This is a genomic window from Kitasatospora griseola (genome assembly GCF_044999035.1).
Classification (GTDB): Bacteria; Actinomycetota; Actinomycetes; order Streptomycetales; family Streptomycetaceae; genus Kitasatospora; species Kitasatospora griseola.
The window spans coordinates 7529269-7548821 of record NZ_CP173360.1 but is presented as its reverse complement, the minus strand read 5'-3'; the positions used below and the strand labels follow the sequence as shown (position 1 = coordinate 7548821).

General features: G+C 71.4%; 12 protein-coding genes and 4 pseudogenes. 7 read left to right on the top strand and 9 right to left on the bottom strand.

Translation table 11 applies throughout. The features are described from left to right. Positions 1-47: 47 nt before the first annotated feature. From ACI1MP_RS34050 to ACI1MP_RS34040, 3 genes and pseudogenes are all read right to left on the bottom strand, one after another. Positions 48-485, bottom strand: a pseudogene (locus tag ACI1MP_RS34050) (serine protease); the annotation flags it as partial. A gap of 339 nt (positions 486-824) precedes the next feature. Further along, positions 825-1265, bottom strand: coding sequence for a hypothetical protein (locus tag ACI1MP_RS34045; protein WP_380341981.1), 441 nt, complete (start codon positions 1263-1265; stop codon positions 825-827). Then, positions 1262-1540, bottom strand: coding sequence for a hypothetical protein (locus tag ACI1MP_RS34040; RefSeq protein ID WP_380341984.1), 279 nt, complete (start codon positions 1538-1540; stop codon positions 1262-1264). The genes ACI1MP_RS34045 and ACI1MP_RS34040 overlap by 4 nt, the downstream gene beginning before the upstream one ends. Before the next feature lie 184 nt (positions 1541-1724). On the opposite strand from ACI1MP_RS34040, the gene ACI1MP_RS34035 reads away from it, so the two are divergent. Further along, positions 1725-2288, top strand: coding sequence for a YdeI family protein (locus tag ACI1MP_RS34035; RefSeq protein WP_380341987.1), 564 nt, complete (start codon positions 1725-1727; stop codon positions 2286-2288). 347 nt (positions 2289-2635) lie between these two features. Here the strand turns inward: ACI1MP_RS34035 and ACI1MP_RS34030 are convergent. From ACI1MP_RS34030 to ACI1MP_RS34020, 3 genes and pseudogenes are all read right to left on the bottom strand, one after another. Then, a pseudogene (locus ACI1MP_RS34030) lies at positions 2636-3295 on the bottom strand (helix-turn-helix transcriptional regulator); the annotation flags it as partial. A gap of 254 nt (positions 3296-3549) precedes the next feature. Beyond that, the gene (locus ACI1MP_RS34025) at positions 3550-3936 is read right to left on the bottom strand and encodes a peptidase inhibitor family I36 protein (RefSeq protein ID WP_404870366.1); all 387 of its coding nucleotides are present in this window, start codon (positions 3934-3936) and stop codon (positions 3550-3552) included. 288 nt (positions 3937-4224) lie between these two features. Beyond that, positions 4225-4613: pseudogene (locus ACI1MP_RS34020) on the bottom strand (transposase); the annotation flags it as partial. Positions 4614-4826: 213 nt separating this feature from the next. On the opposite strand from ACI1MP_RS34020, the gene ACI1MP_RS34015 reads away from it, so the two are divergent. The 5 genes from ACI1MP_RS34015 to ACI1MP_RS33995 all read left to right on the top strand — a co-directional run bounded on the left by ACI1MP_RS34015 (position 4827) and on the right by ACI1MP_RS33995 (position 11653). Next, complete coding sequence (locus tag ACI1MP_RS34015) at positions 4827-5918, top strand: LacI family DNA-binding transcriptional regulator (RefSeq protein WP_189275013.1); 1092 nt, start codon at positions 4827-4829, stop codon at positions 5916-5918. Between the two features lie 1293 nt (positions 5919-7211). Next, positions 7212-8306 carry a sugar ABC transporter substrate-binding protein gene (locus ACI1MP_RS34010; protein ID WP_404870365.1) on the top strand — a complete coding sequence of 365 codons (1095 nt, stop codon included), beginning with the start codon at positions 7212-7214 and terminating at the stop codon, positions 8304-8306. Positions 8307-8384: 78 nt separating this feature from the next. Next, the gene (locus tag ACI1MP_RS34005) at positions 8385-9164 is read left to right on the top strand and encodes an ATP-binding cassette domain-containing protein (RefSeq protein WP_189275008.1); all 780 of its coding nucleotides are present in this window, start codon (positions 8385-8387) and stop codon (positions 9162-9164) included. Then, on the top strand, positions 9161-10429 hold the full coding sequence (locus tag ACI1MP_RS34000; RefSeq protein WP_404870364.1) for a sugar ABC transporter permease: 1269 nt from the start codon (positions 9161-9163) through the stop codon (positions 10427-10429). Before ACI1MP_RS34005 ends, ACI1MP_RS34000 begins: the two co-directional genes overlap by 4 nt. A gap of 12 nt (positions 10430-10441) precedes the next feature. After that, complete coding sequence (locus ACI1MP_RS33995; protein WP_404870363.1) at positions 10442-11653, top strand: ROK family protein; 1212 nt, start codon at positions 10442-10444, stop codon at positions 11651-11653. A 43-nt stretch (positions 11654-11696) separates the two neighbouring features. Here ACI1MP_RS33995 and ACI1MP_RS33990 read toward each other — a convergent pair whose 3' ends face one another. Together ACI1MP_RS33990 and ACI1MP_RS33985 are read right to left on the bottom strand one after the other, a co-directional pair. After that, on the bottom strand, positions 11697-13136 hold the full coding sequence (locus ACI1MP_RS33990) for a non-reducing end alpha-L-arabinofuranosidase family hydrolase (protein ID WP_404870362.1): 1440 nt from the start codon (positions 13134-13136) through the stop codon (positions 11697-11699). Between the two features lie 214 nt (positions 13137-13350). Beyond that, positions 13351-14829, bottom strand: a pseudogene (locus ACI1MP_RS33985) (endo-1,4-beta-xylanase); the annotation flags it as partial. A 549-nt stretch (positions 14830-15378) separates the two neighbouring features. Here ACI1MP_RS33985 and ACI1MP_RS33980 point away from each other — a divergent pair. After that, the gene (locus ACI1MP_RS33980) at positions 15379-16722 is read left to right on the top strand and encodes a PHB depolymerase family esterase (protein WP_404870361.1); all 1344 of its coding nucleotides are present in this window, start codon (positions 15379-15381) and stop codon (positions 16720-16722) included. A gap of 187 nt (positions 16723-16909) precedes the next feature. On the opposite strand, the gene ACI1MP_RS33975 is transcribed toward ACI1MP_RS33980, so the two are convergent. Next, on the bottom strand, positions 16910-19381 hold the full coding sequence (locus ACI1MP_RS33975) for a glycoside hydrolase family 9 protein (protein WP_404870360.1): 2472 nt from the start codon (positions 19379-19381) through the stop codon (positions 16910-16912). Positions 19382-19553 lie beyond the last annotated feature (172 nt).

Below are 19553 nucleotides of genomic sequence, written 5' to 3'. Positions count from 1 at the left end.
GTGCACATCGCGCCGTCGTCGTTGCCGGTGTTGTTGATGCCGACGACCTTCTTGCTGGCGGCGTCGACGATGGGCGAACCGGACGTGCCGTGCGTGGTGTTGCAGCCCGCGCTGTAACGCAGCGAGTCGTGCCAGGTCCACTGGTCCTCGCGCAGCGTGTCGACGAACCCGTTGATCGAGCAGTTCCACACCTGCTTCCAGTACGAGGACGGTATGTACATCGCCGACCCGTCGACCGGATGGGTGTCGCTGATCGTCAGCGCCGTCGCCCCGTACTTGGTGGTGATGGCGGCGAAGGTGTCGGTGAGCTGGTACAGCGCGACGTCGGTGCCGGTCATCGTCGCGTACAGCACCTTGTCCGCCTGGACGGTGCCGAGCGAGGTGCCGGCGGAGTTGAGCAGCGTGCCGCTGCGGCTGGCGCTCGTGTTCTGGATGACCTGGCCGGCCGACGGCATGGTCGGCAGGCAGTGGCCGTTGGTCAGCATCATCGCCCGGTCGGTGTCCACCGAACTCGGGTAGCGGACCAGCGAGGCGGAGCAGTTGCTCAGCGCGATGGTGGAGGTCAGGTCGCCTGCCTGAACGGCCTGCGCGGGAGCGGCACCGAGTGTCAGGGCACCCGCGACGACCGCGACCGCGCCGAGCGCGGCGGCGAATCTCTTGAACATGGCTCTCCTTGTGGGGGATTGCAGGCGTGCGACCGGTTGGTGCACGTCCGCGCCGCACGAAAATGCCATGGTCACTTCAATGCGGTCAACCATGTCGACGGAACTCGCGGTCGAAGTCCTCCGCAGACGCGGGTGTTGGACCGGACGCCTGACGTACCGTCACATCCCGTTCGTCACGGCCCGCCAGGCGCGGACGTGCTGCGCGCCTGCGCCCAGGGGCCCGCGGCGAAGGCAGCAGGCAGGTCGGGCCTCGGGACGGTGATCCCGTCGAATCGGCCCGGCGGTCCTCAGGGACTCCAGCGCCACCGGCGGCAGCATCCAGGTCGAGCAGGGTGTTCCACCGCCCGGCGGCACTCCCGTCGGCGGGCAGGCGTTCCAGCAGCCTGGCGGTGACGGTGACGTCCGGCATCGCCCGGTGGCGGGCGGCCGGATCAGGTACTCGAACCGGCCGACCTCCACCAGGCGCCCGTGCTCGGGGCGCAGCGCGAGCGCGGCGACCTCGGTCGGCTCCGCCGGCCGCCCGGTGGGGGTGAGCCCTTCGAAGTCGATGACGACCAGGGTCAGGCCGCCGAGGGACGGGTCGCGGAGCAGCCGCGTCACGTCGTGCTCTCCTGCTGTGCCGCCGCCTTGGCCGTGGCGTCGAGTCGGGTGAGGGTCTGCAGGCCGCGCTTCACCAGTTCGGGGTCGCCGGTGGCGGCGCCGTACTGAATGCCGGACACCGCGTCCAGCGCCTCCAGCACGGTCAGGTACTCGAGTTCCGCGGCGGCGAAGGGGCGGCCGTAGCCGTCGGTCAGCGCCGCCAGCAGGTCGGGGCGTCCTGCCAAGAGGTCGGCGCACTCTGAGCTGAGCTGTCCACTCGCGTCGGCGAGGCCCACGCCTCTTCCGCTCCCTCGAACGAGGGGCCTGCGGCCGATCCGCCCCCGCTCGGCTCCTGTGGCTGCCTGCCCGTCATGGTGATGACACCCCGGCGCAGATCCTGGGCGGCGCGGTGAAGCTCTCGGATTGTCGTACCCGACAGGTTCAATGGAGCCGACGGGACGACCAACGGGAGCACCGCGCATGGAGCCAACCTTCTTCTCAAGTCCTGAGGAGTTCCGGGACTGGCTGGAGGAGCACCACGCGACTGCCTCCGAATGCCGGGTCGGCTTGTGGAAGAAGGGAACGGGCAAGCCCACGCTGAGCTGGTCGGAGGCGGTCGACCAGGCCCTGTGCTACGGCTGGATCGACGGTCGGCAGAGCCCGATCGACGACTTCTCCTGGACGATCCGGTTCACCCCGCGCAGGCCGCGCAGCAACTGGAGCCTGGTCAACCTCCGCAAGATCGAGGAGCTGATCGCGCAGGGGCTCATGCGACCGGCCGGCATCGCGGTGTTCGAAGCCCGTGACCGGGACCGCGAGGAGAAGCCGGTCTGGGAGTTCGAGGCGGCGCAGATGGCTCGCTTCCAAGCGGAACCGCGGGCGTGGGAGTGGTTCAGCCGGCAGGCGCCGTCCTACCGCAAGTCGGCCGTCCACCATGTGATCAGTGCCAAGCGGGACGAGATCCGGGAGCGGCGGTTGGACCAGCTGATCGCCGACAGCCTGGAGGGGGTGCGGCTCAAGCCGTTCCGGCGACCTGGAACCTGAGGGCCCGCTGCAACAGGCCGAGCGCGATCGCGTAGCCCTCCGGCTCGGCCGTCCAGCGCGGGACCTGCCGCTCCGGGAACCCCTCGGGCCGGCCTTGGCCGCGCATGGCCCACGGCCCGTGATCGACGGCACCGCCTACGAGGCGCCAGCCGCCACAACCTGCTCCGCCCGTCGCGACCTCGACCTCGGAAGCGCGCCGAGTGCGTGGCGATGCCGGCCCGGCCCGAGACGGTCCACCCGCAGCGAGCCAGGCCGGCAGACCCGCCGACTCGTGACCGGGCGACTGCCGGAACGGACAAACCCACCCTGTTGAGCGGAACTGTTCTCGAAGCTCTGCCTCGTCCGCTTCAAGACGGGTGAAGGTCTCCGCTGGTGCGCGGCCGGCCGTATCGTTCGACGAGGGCGTTGCCGATCGAGGCCAGGTGGTCTCGGACCTCCGGAGGGCCGGTCACCTCGACCCATTCGACCAGCCCGGAGAGCTCGCCGGCGAGGATGTACTCATTGGGGCCGCGGATCACGACCTCGATGCGGCCATCGGTCGTGGAACCTCCCACGTCGAGCCGGTCGCCGAGCGCCATCCGGAGTATGCCTATCCCGTCGGGTGTGCATACCGCCTGGACCTCCAGCGGCGTTCGTTTGTGATCGACCTCTTTGGCGATCTCGTTCCAGCTCTCGGCAAGGTCGAAGTCCCCGGGTCGGTGCACAGGGTCGCCGGTCGGGTCGGCGGACGACACGCGGTCGATCCGGAAGATCCGTCGGCCGGTCTCGGTGTTGGAGACGAGGTACCACACAGGACCTTTGGCGACGATGCCCAGCGGGTGGACGGTTCTCCGGGTTTCGACGCCTTTGCTGTCGACGTAGCCGAGCGACACCTGGACGCCGCTGATCACCGCGTCCTGGAGTTCGTCGAGGAAGCGAGGCGGCCGGTGCTCGATCCGGCCCGCCCCCCATCGCTGCGGGTCTACGACCAGCGACGCCGCCGCTGCTTCGGCCTGCACCTGGAACCGGCGTCGTCCTCGCCTCACTGATCTTCTGGCTTCGAGCCGAGGAGCAGTGACCACCGTCAAGATCAATTACGAGACAGGCCCTAACCGCGGCGGTCTCCATGGAGACCGCCGCCGGGAGCGGTTCGGACGACCGGCCGGAGCCCACCATCCCACGGCCGCTGACCCCTCGTCAGCCCGCTCGTCCCGGCCGGGGGTGACATCCAGGTATCCGCAAGCCGCCGGCCGGGGCGTTTCGCCCCGGCCGGCGGCACGACTCAGTTACAGCCGCCCGCTCGCCAGTCGTTGGAGCTGCCACGGGTCTCGTGGTTGTAGTCGTGGGGCGAGGACGTGTGGGGCGCGATGGCCTTCACGCTGCCGCTGTAGTTGGCGAACTGCCACACACAGGCGTACTTGCCGCTGGTGCCGTTGTTGTACCAGGAGCGGTCGTTGTCGTCGATGTCCCAGCCCCACCACGAGAAGTTGTCGCTCCTGAACTGGTACATCTTGCCCTGGTAGTCGGGCTGGTCCCACACGCACAGGTAGCCGGACGGGCAGGCCGCAGTGCCGGTGAGAGCAGGGGCCGCGTCGGCGGAACCGGCCGGAATCAGGGCCGCGGCCAGTGCAGCAACCGCTGCCAGGGAGAGTTTCACACGCTGGCGCATCAAGGCTGAACCTCTTCGGGTCGGGCGGTAAGACCGCCGCCGGAGATTGACTGGGCGCGAACATATCCCCACGCTGGCCAACGGGGACAGGGCGGATGGCGGCGTACGAGGGGAGCGTGCGAAGCGAGGTGACGAAGGTATGCCGCCCTCGCTCCGAACAGTGCGCTCTCCATACCCGGTAGCTGTTCTTCCCCACCTCGCCGATCTGCTCGCCAATCCCAGCCTGTTCGATTCCTGACCTGGGCAAATGCACGCCTGAGGATTGAACACAGGTACTGAGCTTGTGATTTATCCGGCGTGGCGCGGTTTGGTGCCGACCTTGTGGTGAGCCGGTCGGGGGTAGGTTTCGCCGGTGACCAGGAGCAGGCGTTCGTCGTAGCGGTTCGCGGGGCGGCGGTTCTTGGAGCCGGGCGGGCGCCCGGGGCCGCGACGGGTGGGTTTCGGCACTGCGGCCGGTGTTGAGGTTCTGGCGTGCAGGTCTCGGAACCTGCGTCGTACTCGGGCCGGGGTGAGTTGTTCGGTTCGGCCGGCTTCTCCCACGGCCGTCGCAGGTCGGTGGTCAGAGAGCGGGCGAGGCGGAGCTGGGTGCAGGCGGTGACGATCAGCCAGGTCCAGCGGTCCGCCGCCTCGGCTTCCCGCAGTCTCGGAGCGGTCCAGCCGAGGGTCTGCTTGACCAGCACCGGGAGTGCGCCGCTGGTCTCCAGGAACAGCGGTGACGGGCTCCCGAGCTGTTCCGGGAACGACGCTGCTGCGGCCGCTTTCTGCTCCGCGAACCCCGCGAGTCTTGCGAGGCGGCGCCGGGTTCGCGTCGGGAGGGCGCAGGTCGTCCGGCGGAGACGGCCAGTAGGGTGAAGGCCGTCACCGTGGGCACCGGGAGAGCGGGGAGCAGCATGGACGGGGCTGGGGAGCGGCGGCCGCCGACGATGGCGGACGTCGCGGAGGTCGCGGGCGTGTCGCACCAGACCGTCTCCCGGGTTCTGAGCGACCACCCCAACGTGCGCGAGGCGACCAGGGCGCGGGTGCTGCAGGCCATCGCGGAGCTGGGCTACCGGCCGAACTCGGCGGCCCGGACGCTGGTGACCAGGCGCAGCCGGACGCTGGGCGTGGTGGCAGCCAACACCACGCTGTTCGGCCCGGCGAGCATCCTGGCAGGTCTGGAGCGCGCGGCCCGGCAGGAGGACTACCTGGTGGCCTCGGTCGGTTTGGAGGAACTGACGGAGCATGCGCTCCGCAAGGCCCTGGAGCGGCTGGGCAGTTGGGGGGTGGACGGCGTGGTGGTGATGACGCCGCACCGGCACACGGTGGCGGCGCTGGCCCGGCTGCCCCAGCCGTTCCCGATCGTGACGGTGGAGGGCGGGCACGACCTGGACCTGCCCGGGGTGGCCGTGGACCAGTTCGCCGGGGCGCGGGCGATCACCGCACACCTGCTCTCGCTGGGCCACACCACCATCTGGCACGTGGCGGGCCCCGGCGAGTGGATCGAGGCGGAGGGCCGCCTGCAGGGCTGGCGGGCGGCGCTGGAGTCGGCCGGCCTCCCCGTCCCGCCGCACCTGACCGGCGACTGGAGCCCGGCCTCCGGCCACGCGGCCGGCCGCCTTGTCGCGCAAGCGTTCCGGGGCGGCGCGGGCCCGCGGCCGACGGCGGTGTTCGCCGCCAACGATCACATGGCCCTCGGTGTGGTCCGAGCGCTGAACGAGGCCGGGGTGCGGATGCCCGCCGAGATCGCCGTCGCCGGTTTCGACGACCTCCCGGAGGGCGCGTACATCACCCCGCCACTCACCACCGTCCGGCAGGATTTCACCGCGGTCGGCCGCGCCGGGATCGACCTGCTGCTGCGGCTGATCGACGAACCCGGCACACCGGTCTCGCACGTGACCATCGCGCCGCACCTGGTCGTCAGGGCCAGCACCGCCGGTGGCCGCAGGCCAGGGCCGGGCAGCGTGGCGGCCCGGTTCTCGGACGCCGCCGGCCCGGCCCGATAGACGGATACCCCGACGAGGCATGTGGCCGGTCCGGCGTCCGGTGGAGCATGTCCGGGCGCCCCGCACCCGCCGTCCTCTGCGCATCGCACCGCGGGGTCGTCTCGGACGTCGGTCGGGCAGGTCGGCGCTCTGTCGTTTCGTCGAGCCGGCCCGGGGGCGGACCGTGCCGGCATGCATGGGGGGCGGCGGACGATGCTCTTGGGGCCGAGGATCGTGCGTCGGCCGACGCCGGCCGGGTCGGAGGCGTTGACGACGTAGAGCTGGTTGGTCCGGGCGTTGGCCTGCGGCAGATCCAGTCCTCGGTGAAATCGGTGGAATCGGTGGTGGCGGTGGCTGCTCGGACGACAGTGGTCCTTCTGCCGCGAAGGGGGGCGGAAGCGGACGAGCAGCATGACCGGCAGGCCGCGAGCGGCGGATCCGACTCCGAGCAGGAGGAGGCCGCTGATGCCGCGGCAGGAAGCGTTGCCGTAGCCGGATGCGACCATGTCGTGCGCGCTGCGGGTGATACGGCGAGCATCACCGGGCCGCCGAGCAGCGGTAGTACGCATTCGCGCAGAAGGCTGCGCGAAGTGGTGAGCAGGCGTCGGCGGGATGGCCGGACGCAGGCGAACGCGGTGGCACCGTAAGTGACAGGCGATCAGCAGGCCGACGGAGAGGGCCGCATCGCCCAGGAATCGCGGGGAGGCCAGTTCGAGTGCCACCACGGTCACAGGGGTGAAGGCGTCGAAGAGGACGGTGCCGACGGTGGGTGCCGAACGGCGCGGGTGGATTCGGGCGAAGGCCCTCGGCAGTGCGCCATGAGTGGTCGTCGACAGCAGGCTGCGTCCACTGCCGAGCAGGCAGGTGAGCATCGTGGGCAGAGTGCTGACACAGGCGGCGAGCTTGACGGCGGCGGCCGGGGCCGGCCCGAGCAGCGGCGGTGCGGGGTGGCCGGGACGTCGGCGGCGTCCTCGGCCTCCTCGTCGACGGTGACCAGTGCGTCCCAGCCCCGGTAGCCGAACAGCGGAGCAAAGCTGCCTCGGCGAAGGGCCCTGAGTCGCCTTCTCCGTTGCCCGCCCGTCGAGTTGAGCACGTGACCTGCGACTCGGCGGTGCGTGCCCGGCGGGGCTTCGGTAACGCGATCGTTACGCACGTGCGCCGGTGCGAGGGCTTGGCGGGCCTCCCCGCAAGCCGTAAGTTGTCGCGGGCAACAAATAGGCCGGCCGCCTTCCGTGCTCGACGCTCGCGCGCATCCCCCCATCCCACCCACGCACGTCCGGCGCAGGTCGGACACGCCTCGAAAGGACCCTGCCCATGCGCAAGGGGCTCCTGTTCGCCACCGCCGCCATGTCGGCGGCCCTGCTCACCACGGCCACGGCCTGCTCCTCCTCGGGCACGGGCTCCGACTCGGCGGGCGGCAAGAAGCCGAAGATCGGCGTGATCCTGCCGGACAGCAAGTCGTCCGTCCGCTGGGAGACCGCGGACCGGCCGTACCTCGCGGCGGCGTTCAAGGCCGCCGGTATGGACTACGACATCCAGAACGCCGAGGGCGACAAGCAGGCGTTCCAGACCATCGCCGACCAGATGATCACCAACGGCGTGAACGTGCTGGTCATCGTCAACCTGGACAGCGGCACCGGAAAGGCCGTCCTCGACAAGGCCAAGGCCCAGGGCGTCGCCACCATCGACTACGACCGGCTCACCCTCGGCGGCTCCGCCCAGTACTACGTCAGCTTCGACAACACCCAGGTCGGCAAGCTCCAGGGACAGGGCCTGGCCAAGTGCCTGGGCGACATGGGCGCCAAGAACCCCGTCGTCGCCGAGCTCAACGGCTCCCCGACGGACAACAACGCCACCCTGTTCGCCAACGGCTACAACGGCGTGCTCGACCCGATGTACGCCTCCGGCCAGTACACCAAGGGCCCCAACCAGTCGGTGCCGGACTGGGACAACGCCCAGGCGCAGACCATCTTCGAGCAGATGTACACCAGCCGCCCGGACATCGCCGGGGTGCTCGCGGCCAACGACGGCCTGGCCAACGCGGCCATCGCAGTGCTCCGCAAGAACCACCGCAACGGGCAGGTCCCGATCACCGGTCAGGACGCCACCGTGCAAGGCCTGCAGAGCATCCTGGCGGGCGACCAGTGCATGACCGTCTACAAGGCCGTGAAGAAGGAGGCCGACGCGGCGGCGGCGCTCGCGGTCGACCTGGCCCACGGCAAGAAGGGCCAGAGCAACTCCACCGTCCACGACCCGACCGGCAACCGGGACGTGCCGTCGGCGCTGCTCACCCCGCAAGCCGTCTTCAAGGACAACATCCAGGACGTCGTCACCGACGGCTACGTCACCAAGGCGCAGCTGTGCACCGGCGACTACGAGGCGCTGTGCACGAAGGCCGGCATCAAGTAGCGCCCGGCCGTCGCCAGCGGGCCCCGTGCCGCCAGGGGCACGGGGCCGGCCCCGTCGAACTCCCCAGGAGCCCCACCCATGACAGAAACACCGACTCTCGAACTGCGCGGGATCGACAAGAGCTTCGGCCCGGTCCAGGTCCTGCACGACGTCGCGCTCAGTGCCTACGCGGGAGAGGTCACGGCCCTCGTCGGCGACAACGGCGCGGGCAAGTCCACGCTCGTCAAGTGCATCGGCGGGATCCACTCCGCCGACGCCGGGGACTACCTCTTCGAAGGCAGGCCGGTGCAGGTGCACAGCCCGCGCGACGCCGCCGCCCTCGGGGTGGAGATCGTCTACCAGGACCTCGCGCTGTGCGACAACCTCGACATCGTCCAGAACATGTTCCTGGGCCGGGAGAAACGCCGCGGGCTGGTGCTCGACGACTCGACCATGGAGGAGATGGCCGCCGCCACCCTCCAGAGCCTCTCCGTACGCACCGTCAAGTCGCTGCGCCAGAAGGTCTCAAGCCTCTCCGGCGGCCAGCGCCAGACCGTGGCCATCGCCAAGGCGGTGCTGTGGAACAGCAAGCTGGTCGTCCTCGACGAGCCCACCGCGGCCCTCGGCGTCGCCCAGACCGCCCAGGTCCTGGAACTCGTGCGCCGACTGGCCGACAACGGCTTGGCCGTCGTGCTGATCTCGCACAACATGAACGACGTCTTCGCGGTGTCCGACCGGATCGCCGCGCTCTACCTCGGCCGGACGGCCGCCCAGGTCAAGGCGTCCGACGCGACGCACGCCCAGGTCGTCGAACTGATCACCTCGGGACGCAGCGGCGACCTCGGCCCGCAGAACACCTCCAAGGGAGCCGCCGCATGACCGCCCTCGCCCCGGAGAAGCCCGAGCGGCCGCACCGCACCACCGGCCCCGCGGACGACCGGACCGGAGGACTGGCCGCCGCCGGCCGCGGCTACCTCGACCAGGTCCGCGCGGGCGAGCTGGGCTCGCTGCCGGCCGTCGCCGGACTGGTCGTCCTGTGCGTGTTCTTCGCGCTGCTGCGCCCGGTCTTCCTGTCCAACCTGAACTTCGCCAACCTGCTCACCCAGAGCGCAGGCAGCATCGCCATCGCGATGGGGCTGGTCTTCGTCCTGCTGCTCGGCGAGATCGACCTGTCGGCCGGATACGCCAGCGGCGTCTGCGCCGCGGTCCTGGCCATCCTGCTGACCGACCACGGCTGGCCCTGGTACGCGGCGGTGGCCGCCTCCGTACTGACCGGCGCGGCCATCGGCCTGCTGCTCGGCACGCTCGTCGCCAAGGTCGGCATCCCGTCCTTCGTGGTGACGCTGGCCGCGTTCCTCGGCTTCCAGGGCGTGGTGCTGATGCTGCTGAAGGAGGGCACCAACGTCTCCGTCAAGGACCCGACGGTGCTGGCCGTCGCCAACGACAACCTCAGCCCCGTCCTCGGCTGGCTGCTGCTGGCCTGCTGCGTCGCGGGCCACGCCGTCCTCCAGGTGCGCCGCAGCCGCGACCGGCGCGGCCGCGGCCTCGCCGGAACTCCGGTGGCACTGCTCGCCGTTCGGACCGGCGCCGTGGCCGTGATCGGCGCCGCCGCGGTGTACCTGCTCAACCAGGAGCGCAGCCGCAACGTCCTGGTCGGCTCGCTCAAGGGCGTGCCGCTGGTGGTGCCGGTGATCGGCGCCCTGCTGCTGCTCGGCACGTTCACCCTGCAGCGGACCGGCTTCGGCCTGCACGTGTACGCCGTCGGCGGCAGCCCCGAGGCCGCCCGCAGGGCCGGCATCAACGTCGCCTTCATCCGCACCTCGGCCTTCGTCGTCTGCTCCTGCCTGGCCGCCGTGGGCGGCATCATCGCCGCCTCCCGGGGCAACTCCGTGGATCCCAACACCGGTGGCAGCAACGTCCTGCTGCTCGCCGTCGGCAGTGCCGTCATCGGCGGCACCAGCCTGTTCGGCGGCCGCGGCCGGGTGGTCGACGCGGTGCTCGGCGGCCTGGTGGTCGCGGTGATCCAGAACGGCATGGGACTGATGGGGTACAGCTCGGGGGTCAAGTACGCTGTCACGGGATCGGTTCTGCTGGTGGCCGCCGGCGTGGACGCCATGTCCCGCCGCCGCACAGCCCGACGATGAGAGCCGCCTGCGATGAAAGCCGGTCCTTCCCAGGAAGAGGTCCGCCAGCACAACCTGGGCGCGCTGCTGCGCCACGTCCACTTCGAGGGGCCCACCTCGCGCGCCGTCTTGGCCGCCGAGTTGGGCCTCAACCGCAGCACCATCCTGGGCCTGGTCGGCGACCTGGCGGCAGCCGGGCTGGTTCGTGAGGAACTCCCGCAGGAGAACGGGCGGGCCGGGCGGCCGTCACTGGTCGTCAGGCCGGAGTCCGGCCGCGCACATGTCCTCGCGGTCGATCTCGGTGTGGAGCGCCTGGCAGCCGCCCTGATCGGACTCGGCGGCGTGTTCCTGGACCGCCGGGAACGCCAGTGGCCGTCCGGGCAGTCCCGAGAGCCGTCCCAAGTCGCCTCACTCATCGCCGAGTTCGCCCACCAGATGCTCGCCCGTGCGCCGGACGGCGGCGTCTGCGTCGGGGTGGCCGTGGCGGTCCGGGGCCTGGTCCGACACCCCGACGGACGGGTTGCCCTCGCCCCCAACTCCGGCTGGCAGGACGTCGACCTGGCCGGCGCGCTCACCGAGCGGCTCCCGTCGGACCTGCCCGTCCTGGTCGCCAACGAGGCCAACCTCGGCGCGCTCGCCGAGCACCGCCGCGGCATCGGCCGCGGCAGCCAGAACCTGGTCTACCTGCACGGCGAGATCGGCATCGGCGCCGGGGTGATCAGCGGCGGCGAACTGCTGCGCGGCGAGCGCGGCTACGCGGGCGAGATCGGCCACATGACGGTCAACCCGTTCCAGGGACGGCCGTGCGGCTGCGGCGCCCGCGGCTGCCTGGAGGCCGAAGCCGGCGAGCGGGCCCTGCTGGAGGCCGCCGGCCGGGACGGCCTGGCCGCCGGGGCCGAGGCGGTGCGGTCCGTGGTCGCGGCCGCCGACCTCGGCGACGTCACCGCGCGTGCAGCCCTGCACCGGGTCGGTGACTGGCTCGGCATCGGCATCGCGAACCTGGCCCACCTCTTCGACCCGGACCTGGTCGTCCTCGGCGGCACCCTCCGGGACGTCTTCCTCGGCTCCGCCGCCCAGGTGCGCAGCCGGATCAACACCAACGCCCTCGCCGCCGTGCGCGAGAGGCTGCGCCTGCGGGTCAGCGAACTCGGCGGCGACACCGTGCTGATCGGCGCCGCCGAGCTGGCCTTCGCCGAGCTGCTGGCCCGCCCGCTGGAGACGCTCGCCCGCCACGGACGCGGGTGAACCCCGGCCGTCCGGAGGCGGCCGGGGTGCACCGTCGGTGCGGTCAGTGCTGGAGCGTCAGTACGCCCGGGCGCCAAGGCAGTTGGTCGTACGGGCCGCCCGCGGTGGGGGACTTGCCCTGGTACAGGAACTGCAGGTTGCAGGGGTCGACGGTCATGGTCTGGTCGGGGTTGTTGCGGACCAGGTCGCCGTGGCTGATGTCGTTGGTCCAGTTGGCGCCGCTGTTGGCCTTGCCCGCGAACGGGTTGGACTCGGCGGCGGCCTGCGGGGTCCACGAGCCGCTCAGGCCGGTGGCCGTGAAGGAGCGGAAGTAGCGGCCGCCGGAGCCCTGCGCCTCGACGATCATCAGGTACTGGTTCTGGTCCTTGACCTTGTAGACCTGCGGCGCCTCGAACAGGTTGGCCGCGGTATCGCTCATGACGGTGGTGTACGAGGAGCCGAAGCTGCTCGGGAAGTTCCCGATCGGCATGTCGGCCCGGTAGATGCTGCCGTTGTCGCCGGCGAAGAACAGGTACATGTTCCGGTCGTCGGCGATCAGGGTCTGGTCGATCGGTCCGGTCCCGGAGTTGGGGATGCTGCCGGTGAACAGCGGCTGCGGCGCGGACCAGCCGTTGGGGTTGGTCGGGTCGCTGGAGGTGCGGTAGATGAACGGCCAGGCGCCCCACTGGTAGGCGAGGACCCAGATGTTCTTCGGTGCGAAGTAGAACAGCGTGGGCGCCACTGCGGACTGGCTCATCCCGGTCTGCGCGGCCGAGGCCATGTCGGACCAGTCGGTGAACGGCGCGAACGCCATCGAGCCGTACGAGGAGCCGTTCACGTTCGAGGCGTACACCAGGTGCTTGCCGTTGTAGACCACGTCGGTGAAGTCCTTCACCGAGGCCCAGCCGTTGGCGGGCTGCGCCAGCGCGCCGGTGGACGACCACCGGTAGGTCGACGGGAGGGGGCAGGCGCCGGTCGGCGGGGGCGTGGTCGGGGGAGTGGTCGCGGTCAGGCCGGACCACTGCTGGTTGCTGCGGCCGTTGCAGGTCCACAGCTCGACGGCGCTGCCGTTGGCGGTGGCGCCGCCGGTGACGTCCAGGCAGAGGCCGGACTCGACGCCGGTGATCGAGCCGTCCGCGTTGAGCCGCCACTGCTGGTTGGCGCCGCCGCTGCAGGTGTAGATCTGCACCCGGGTGCCGGCCGTGGTGGCGTGGTTCGGGACGTCCAGGCACTTGTTGCCGTAGACGGTCAGCTGGCTGCTCGGCGTCAGCGTCCACTGCTGGTTGGCGCCGCCCCAGCAGTCGTAGATCTGCAGCAGCGCGCCGTCGCTCTGGCCGGCGCCCGTCACGTCGAGACAGCGGCCGGAACCGGTGCCCTTCAGAGCGCCGGTGGTGGCGGCCCGGGCCGGGCCTGCGACCAGCATCGCGGCCAGGGCCGCGACGGTCGCGACCGCGGCGGTGAACATCACGGACAGCTGCCGGCGGGGGGAGCGTGGTCGGTGCATGGGACCTCCTCGGGGTGGGGAAGGGGTGGAGCCGCGACACGGGCGGTGAGCGCTCACAGTCGCCGCTGCACGTGCCGCCGTACAGGGGACCGGCCCGGAAGTTGGCTCAGGGGCCGGGGAGGGGCCCCCGCGCCGGGCTCAGGGGCGGAGGTGGCGCGGGGGAAGTGCGGAGCCGAGCCCGGTCGCGTGGCGAACTCGGGCTCGGCTCGGCTCACTTGAAGTTCCAGTGCTGGTTGGCGCCGCCGTTGGAGTCCCAGATCTGGACGGGGGACCCGTTGCCGGTCTGGCCGCCGGGGATCTCCAACGCCCGGCCGCTGGCGACGTTGGTCAGCGCATAGGAGCCGTCGCCGTTGCGGACGGCCCTCCAGTGCTGGTTGGCGCCGCCGTTGGAGTCCCAGACCTGCACCCGGGTGCCGTTGCCGGTCTGGCCGCCCGGTTCGTCCAGTGCCCGGCCGCTGGCGACGTTGGTCAGCGTCCAGGAGCCGTCGCCGTTCTGGGTGGCGCGCCACTGCTGGTTGGCCGCGGTGCCGTTGGCGTCCCACACCTGGAGCTGGGTGCCGTTGGCGTTCTGCCCGGCCGGCTCGTCGAGGACGCGGCCGGCCGCCACGTCGGTGAGCGTGTAGACGGTGCCGGAGACGATGCCGCCGGGCGGCGGCGTGGTGCCGCCGCCGGCGTTGTTCAGGGCGGTCAGCACCGAGCCGTAGGCGGCCTTCGTGTTGCCGTAGTTGTCGAACAGCAGCGGGTTCTCGCCGGTGCGCCAGGAGTCGCTGTCGCGGATGCCCCAGACCGTGATGCCGGTGCAGCGGGCGACGTTGAGGCACGCCTGGACGGCGCCCGCGTACGCGGTGGGGGAGGCCTGGGCGAGGTCGAGCTCGGTGAGCTGGACGTCCACGCCGAGCGCGGCGAAGCTCGACAGGGTGGTCTGGAAGGCGGCCGGCGCGCCGCCGGAGCCGAAGTGGCTCTGGAAGCCGACGCAGTCGATCGGCACGCCGCGGGACTTGAAGTCCTTGACCATGTTGTAGACGCCCTGGGTCTTGGCGTCCGTCCAGTTCTCGATGCTGTAGTCGTTGTAGCAGAGCTTGGCGGAGGAGTCGATGCTCCGTGCGGTGCGGAACGCCTCCTCGATGAAGCCGTTGCCCAGCACGCTCTGGAACACCGAGCTGCGGTGCTGGCCGCTGCCGCCGTCGGCGAATGCCTCGTTGACCACGTCCCAGGCGTAGATCTTGCCCTTGTAGTGGGTCATCTCCTGGGTGATGTGATTGTTCATCACACTCCGCAGGGTGTTGGCGTCGCCGATCGACGAGACCCAGCCGGGCAGTTGGGAGTGCCAGACCAGGGTGTGGCCGCGCATCCGCTGGCCGTTCGCGGTGGCGTGGTTGACGATCTGGTCGCCGGGGCCGAAGTTGAAGTTGCCCCGGGACGGTTCGACGGTGTCCCACTTCATCTCGTTCTCCGGGGTGATCATGTTGAATTCCCGGTCGAGAACGGTGGCGTAGGTCGAGTCGCCGAGCCGGCCCGCGGCCACCGCGGTGCCGAAGTAGCGGCCGCTTCCGGCCGCTGCCGCGCCGAGCGTGTTCGCCCCGGCGGCCTGGGCTGCGGGGCCGGCGGTGAGGACGGCGACCAGGCCGACCGCGGCGCAGGCGGCCGGTGTCAGGAGCGTGCGGAGACGGGTCTTTCCGTTGAGCCATGGCATGACGGATCGTTCTCCTTGGGTGGGGGAGAGACTGCACGCCGAGGAGGCGGGGCCTCCTGCCGGCGGTCGGGCGAACGCGCGTTCCGCCGGGCCGTTCCTGCCGGGCGGGGCGCATGGGGATGGGTGCCAGGAGGTCGAGGGGGAGGGGTGGGCGCCGGACCCTCGATCATGCCTGTTAGCGCTAACAATCGTTTGTGAAGCAGAGCTGTGAAGGTTGCCCCGGTGAAATCTGTCCGAGGCGGTGCGTCTTGTCAATACTCCGCGCAGCGGCCCGCCCGCGGCGATCGGTCCGGCCCCGGCCCCGCCGGCTCGGGGCGGTCGGCTGCCCTCCCGTTGCGGCCACGCATGCAACTTTCACGCCGCACAGCGGGAACCTGCGTCTCCCGCGATCGGTGAATCCGCAGTTGGCGGGCCGGCGTCCGGACGTCCACCGTGCCGCCGCGGCGATGGTTGACGCGGACAGCGGCCCGGCCCGAGTATCGTGGGCGCTTCATCCGTGGTGGCGCCGGAACCTTCTCACGCTCAAGGCAAACCCGACGGAGAGGTCCCATGTCCCGATCCCGTTCGTTCGCATCCAGGCTGATCGGCGTTCTCGCCGTGCTCGCCCTGGCGGTGGGCCTGAACCTGCAGACGGCCCCACGGGCCGCCGCCGCCTCGCTGACCCAGATCACGAACTTCGGCACCAACCCGACCGGCCTGCTGATGCACCTGTACGTGCCGGCCTCGGTCAAGCCCAACCCGCCGATCCTGCTGGCCATGCACGGCTGCCAGGGGAACGGCCCGTACATGTACTCGAGCACCGACTTCGGCGCGCTGGCCGACCAGTACGGCTTCCTGGTGATCTATCCGTCGACCAACCCGAACGGGAGCTGCTGGGACGTCTCCTCCGACCAGGCGCTGACCCGGGGCGGCGGCAGTGACCCGGTCGGGCTGATGTCGATGATCACCTACACCGAGCAGCACTACGGCGGCAACCCCGATGCCGTGTACGTCACCGGCGAGTCCTCCGGCGGCATGATGACCAACGTGATGCTCGCCGACCACCCGGACGTGTTCAAGGCCGGTGCGGCGTTCATGGGCGTGCCGCACCACTGCTTCTACACCGGCTCGGTGCGCGGCTGGAACGGCCCCTGCGCGCAGGGGCAGGTGTCGATGACCGCGCAGCAGTGGGGCGGCCTGGTGCGGAACGCCTACGTCGGCTACACCGGTCCGCGGCCGCGGGTGCAGCTCTGGCACGGGACGGCCGACACCGTCCTGAGCTACAACAACCTCGGCGAGGAGATCAAGCAGTGGACCGACGTCCTCGGCGTGAGCCAGACGCCGTCGGCCACCGACACCCCCGCCTCCGGCTGGACCAGGACCCGGTACAACAACGGCGCCGGCACCCAGGTCGAGGCGTACAGCATCGCCGGGGCCGGGCACCAACTCCCGGTCCAGGGTGCGGGAATGGCCGCCAACGCGGTCCACTTCATGGGCCTGGACACGACCTCCCCCGGCAGCACGAGCGGCGCGCTGCGCGCGGTGGCCGCGGGAAAGTGCCTGACCGGCGCGAACACGGCGGCGGGCACCCAGCAGCAGATCCGCTCCTGCACCGGGGCTGCGGACCAGACCTGGACCCGCACGGCGTCGAACCAGCTGACCGTGACCGTCGGCGGCAGCACGCTCTGCCTGGACGCCAACGCCAAGGGCACCACCAACGGCACCAAGGTGATCGTGTGGTCCTGCAACGGCCAGCCCAACCAGCAGTGGCAGGCGAACGCGAACGGCACGATCACCGGCGTGCAGTCGGGGCTCTGCCTGGACGTGGCCGGGCTCGGCACCGCAGACGGCACGGCCGTGCAACTGTGGAGCTGTAGCGGCGGCAGCAACCAGCAGTGGAAGCTGGGCGGCTGACGCCGGCGCACCGTGGTCGGCCGGCCCGCCGAGGCACCCCGTGAGCGGGCGCTCCGGCGGGCCGGCTGTCGGGGGTGCTTCCGATTGCCACCGTGGTGCGCGGGGCCCGCGGCCGGTGTCCCCTTCGGCCCGCTGCTGAGAACCGGTCTGCCCGCCGCACCGTGACGGTGCGGCGGGCAGCGGGTGCTCAGGCGCAGTCGGCGCCGTTCAGGGTGAACCGGGCCGGTGCCGGATTGGCGCCGGAGTACGACGCCTGGAAGCCGAAGCTCGCGCTCGCGCCGGGTGCCAGGGTTCCGTTCCACCCGGCGTCCCGCGCGGTCACGGAGCTGCCGGTTTGCGACACGGTGGCGTTCCAGGCGTTGGAGATCCGCTGGTCGCCGCCGAAGCTCCACCCGAGGGTCCAACCGGAGACGGTGGCGGCCCCGGTGTTCTTCACGGTCACCGTGGCGGTGAACCCGCTGCCCCAGGCGTTCTCCACCTTGTACGCCACCGCGCAGGCGGCGGTGGGCGGAGCCGTGTCGTCGTCCGCCTCGGTCGCAGTGAAGGTCGCCGCCTGGACGCCCTGACCGGCCGCCGTGAACACCGCGCTGCCTGCGAGGGTGTCCGCGTCCTGCGCCGCCGACAGCGAAACCTGCTGCGCGGTGGCCCAGTTGGCCGGGGTGAAGACCAGCGGGGAGGTGGCCGCCGACAGGTCGGTGTCGCCCGAGGTGCGGGTGACCGTCACCGTGACGTTCTGGGCGGGGGCGGCCGAGAGCTTCACTCCCACGCTCGCGGAGCCGCCCTCGGGGACGGTCACCGCCGTCGGCGTCACCTGCACCGCGGGCGCCGTCGGGGTCGCACGCCGCTCGGCGGCGAACGCGGTCAGCCAGGCCAGCGAGGCGTTCCAGTTGATCGCCACCTCGTTGGTCGAGTACGAGCCGATGTCGTCGATGTAGCAGGCGGCCGGTGCGCAGCCGGCCAGTTGGGCCTTGGCGACCGGGTCCTCCAGGCCGGCGTTCGGGCCGCCCGCGAAGGAGCCGGCCGGCGGGTGCGGCAGCGAGGCGTCGTTCTGGTGCGCCCAGAACCGGTGGTGCTCGTTCTCCGAGGCCCGCTCGCCGTAGCCGCTCACGTAGGAGCGGTCCAGGGCGTTGCGGCCGAGCAGGTAGTCCATGGTCTCCAGTGCGCCGGTCCGGTACCGGGCGGCGCCGGACAGCTCGTAGGCGACCGCCAGCACCATCGCGTTGTTGGCGACTGAACTGTTCGACCCCCACACGTAGGCGTCGGCGGCGATCGGCACTGCGTAGCCCTGGCCGGCCATGGTGGCGAGGTAGCCGTCGGCGGCCGAGGTCAGCAGGCCGCGCAGCCGGGTCACGTCATCCGCGGGCAGCGCCACACCGGGCACGGTGGCCAGGGTGATCCGGCCGAGCGTCGCGGTGCCGCCCCACCAGAACCCGTCCACCGGCTTGCTGTGCAGCGGTGAGGAGACGACGGCGTCCCGGTACTGCGACTCGCCGGTGGTGGCGAGGAGTTCGGCTGCCGCCCAGTAGAACTCGTCGGACACGTCGGCGTCCTCGTACGCGCCGCCGCCGGTGCTGTCGGTCGCCGGGGCGAGGACGTTCGGGTTGGCCCTGGCGGCCGTCCAGGCGCGGCGGGCCGCGTCCAGGCAGCGGGCGGCGAAGGCGGCGTCGTACGGTGCGTAGACCCGGGCGCACTGGGCGGCGGTGGCGGCCAGGTTGAGCGTGGCGGCGGTCGACGGCTTGTGCAACTCGCGCTGCTGGTCGTCGAGTTCGGGGCGGGTCGGCAGACCGGTCCACTGCGCGTCGTGGACCTTGTGGAAGGCCATCCCGGCCATCGGCTTGCTGTCCGGGACCTGCATCCGCAGCAGGAACTCCAGCTCCCACCGGGCCTCGTCCAGGACGTCCGGCACGCCGTTGCCGCGTTCGGGCACCCGCAGGGTGGAGTCGCCGAGTGCCGCGTCGCCGCCCGAGCGGCGGGCGCGCTCGAAGGAGTTGACCAGCTCCCAGGTCGCGATGCCGCCGTTGACGACGTACTTGCCCTGGTCGCCGGCGTCGTACCAGCCGCCGCGGACGTCCAGCTGGTAGTCGCACACCCCGGTCTGGCACGGCACGCCGGTGTCGCCCTTGTTCGGGGCCACTCCCAGGTGCCCGGCGGGGCGCGCGTACGCGCTGCCTCCCGCGAGGGCCGCGTCGATCGCGATGCCGCTGCGCTGCTGGTAGAAGAAGTTCAGGCTGTCGGCGCGCAGCCCGTCGTACAGCGACGCCGAGATGTCGAACGGGTGGCTGGCCGCGCCGCCGACGACCAGGGTGAAGCCGGTGCCGGTGCCGCCGTACGCGCCGAAGTCCACCAGGTGGGTGGACTGCCCGGACGCCTGGTCGGCGCCGTGCACGGTGGTGGCGCCGGCCGCGACCTGCGCGCCGGAGGCGTCGCGCAACTGCCAGGCGATCGGGGTGGTCGCGGAGTTGACCACCGTGGCCCGCTTGGGGCCGTCCGGCAGGTAGCCGAGTTGGTTCACCCGGACCGGGAAGTCCGCGACCGCGGCGGCCGACGCGGTGGCCGGGGCGAGCGCGGTGACGGTCGGGCCGACGGCGGCCAGGGCCAGGCCGGTGAGCAGGGCGGCCGCGCGTCGGGGCAGCCCGCGGCCGGAGGGGACGGGAGGCATGGGTGGGGGCCTTCCTTCGGTGGGGAGAGGAGCGCAGGGGGTGGGAGCACTCACTGTGGGAGCGCTCCCAATCGCCCCAATGAAGCCAGCCGGACCGGTGATGCGTCAAGAGGCGGTAAATCGGCGAGAGTTGACGATCATGGATGGCCGGCGGGCACACCGGGGCGTGCCC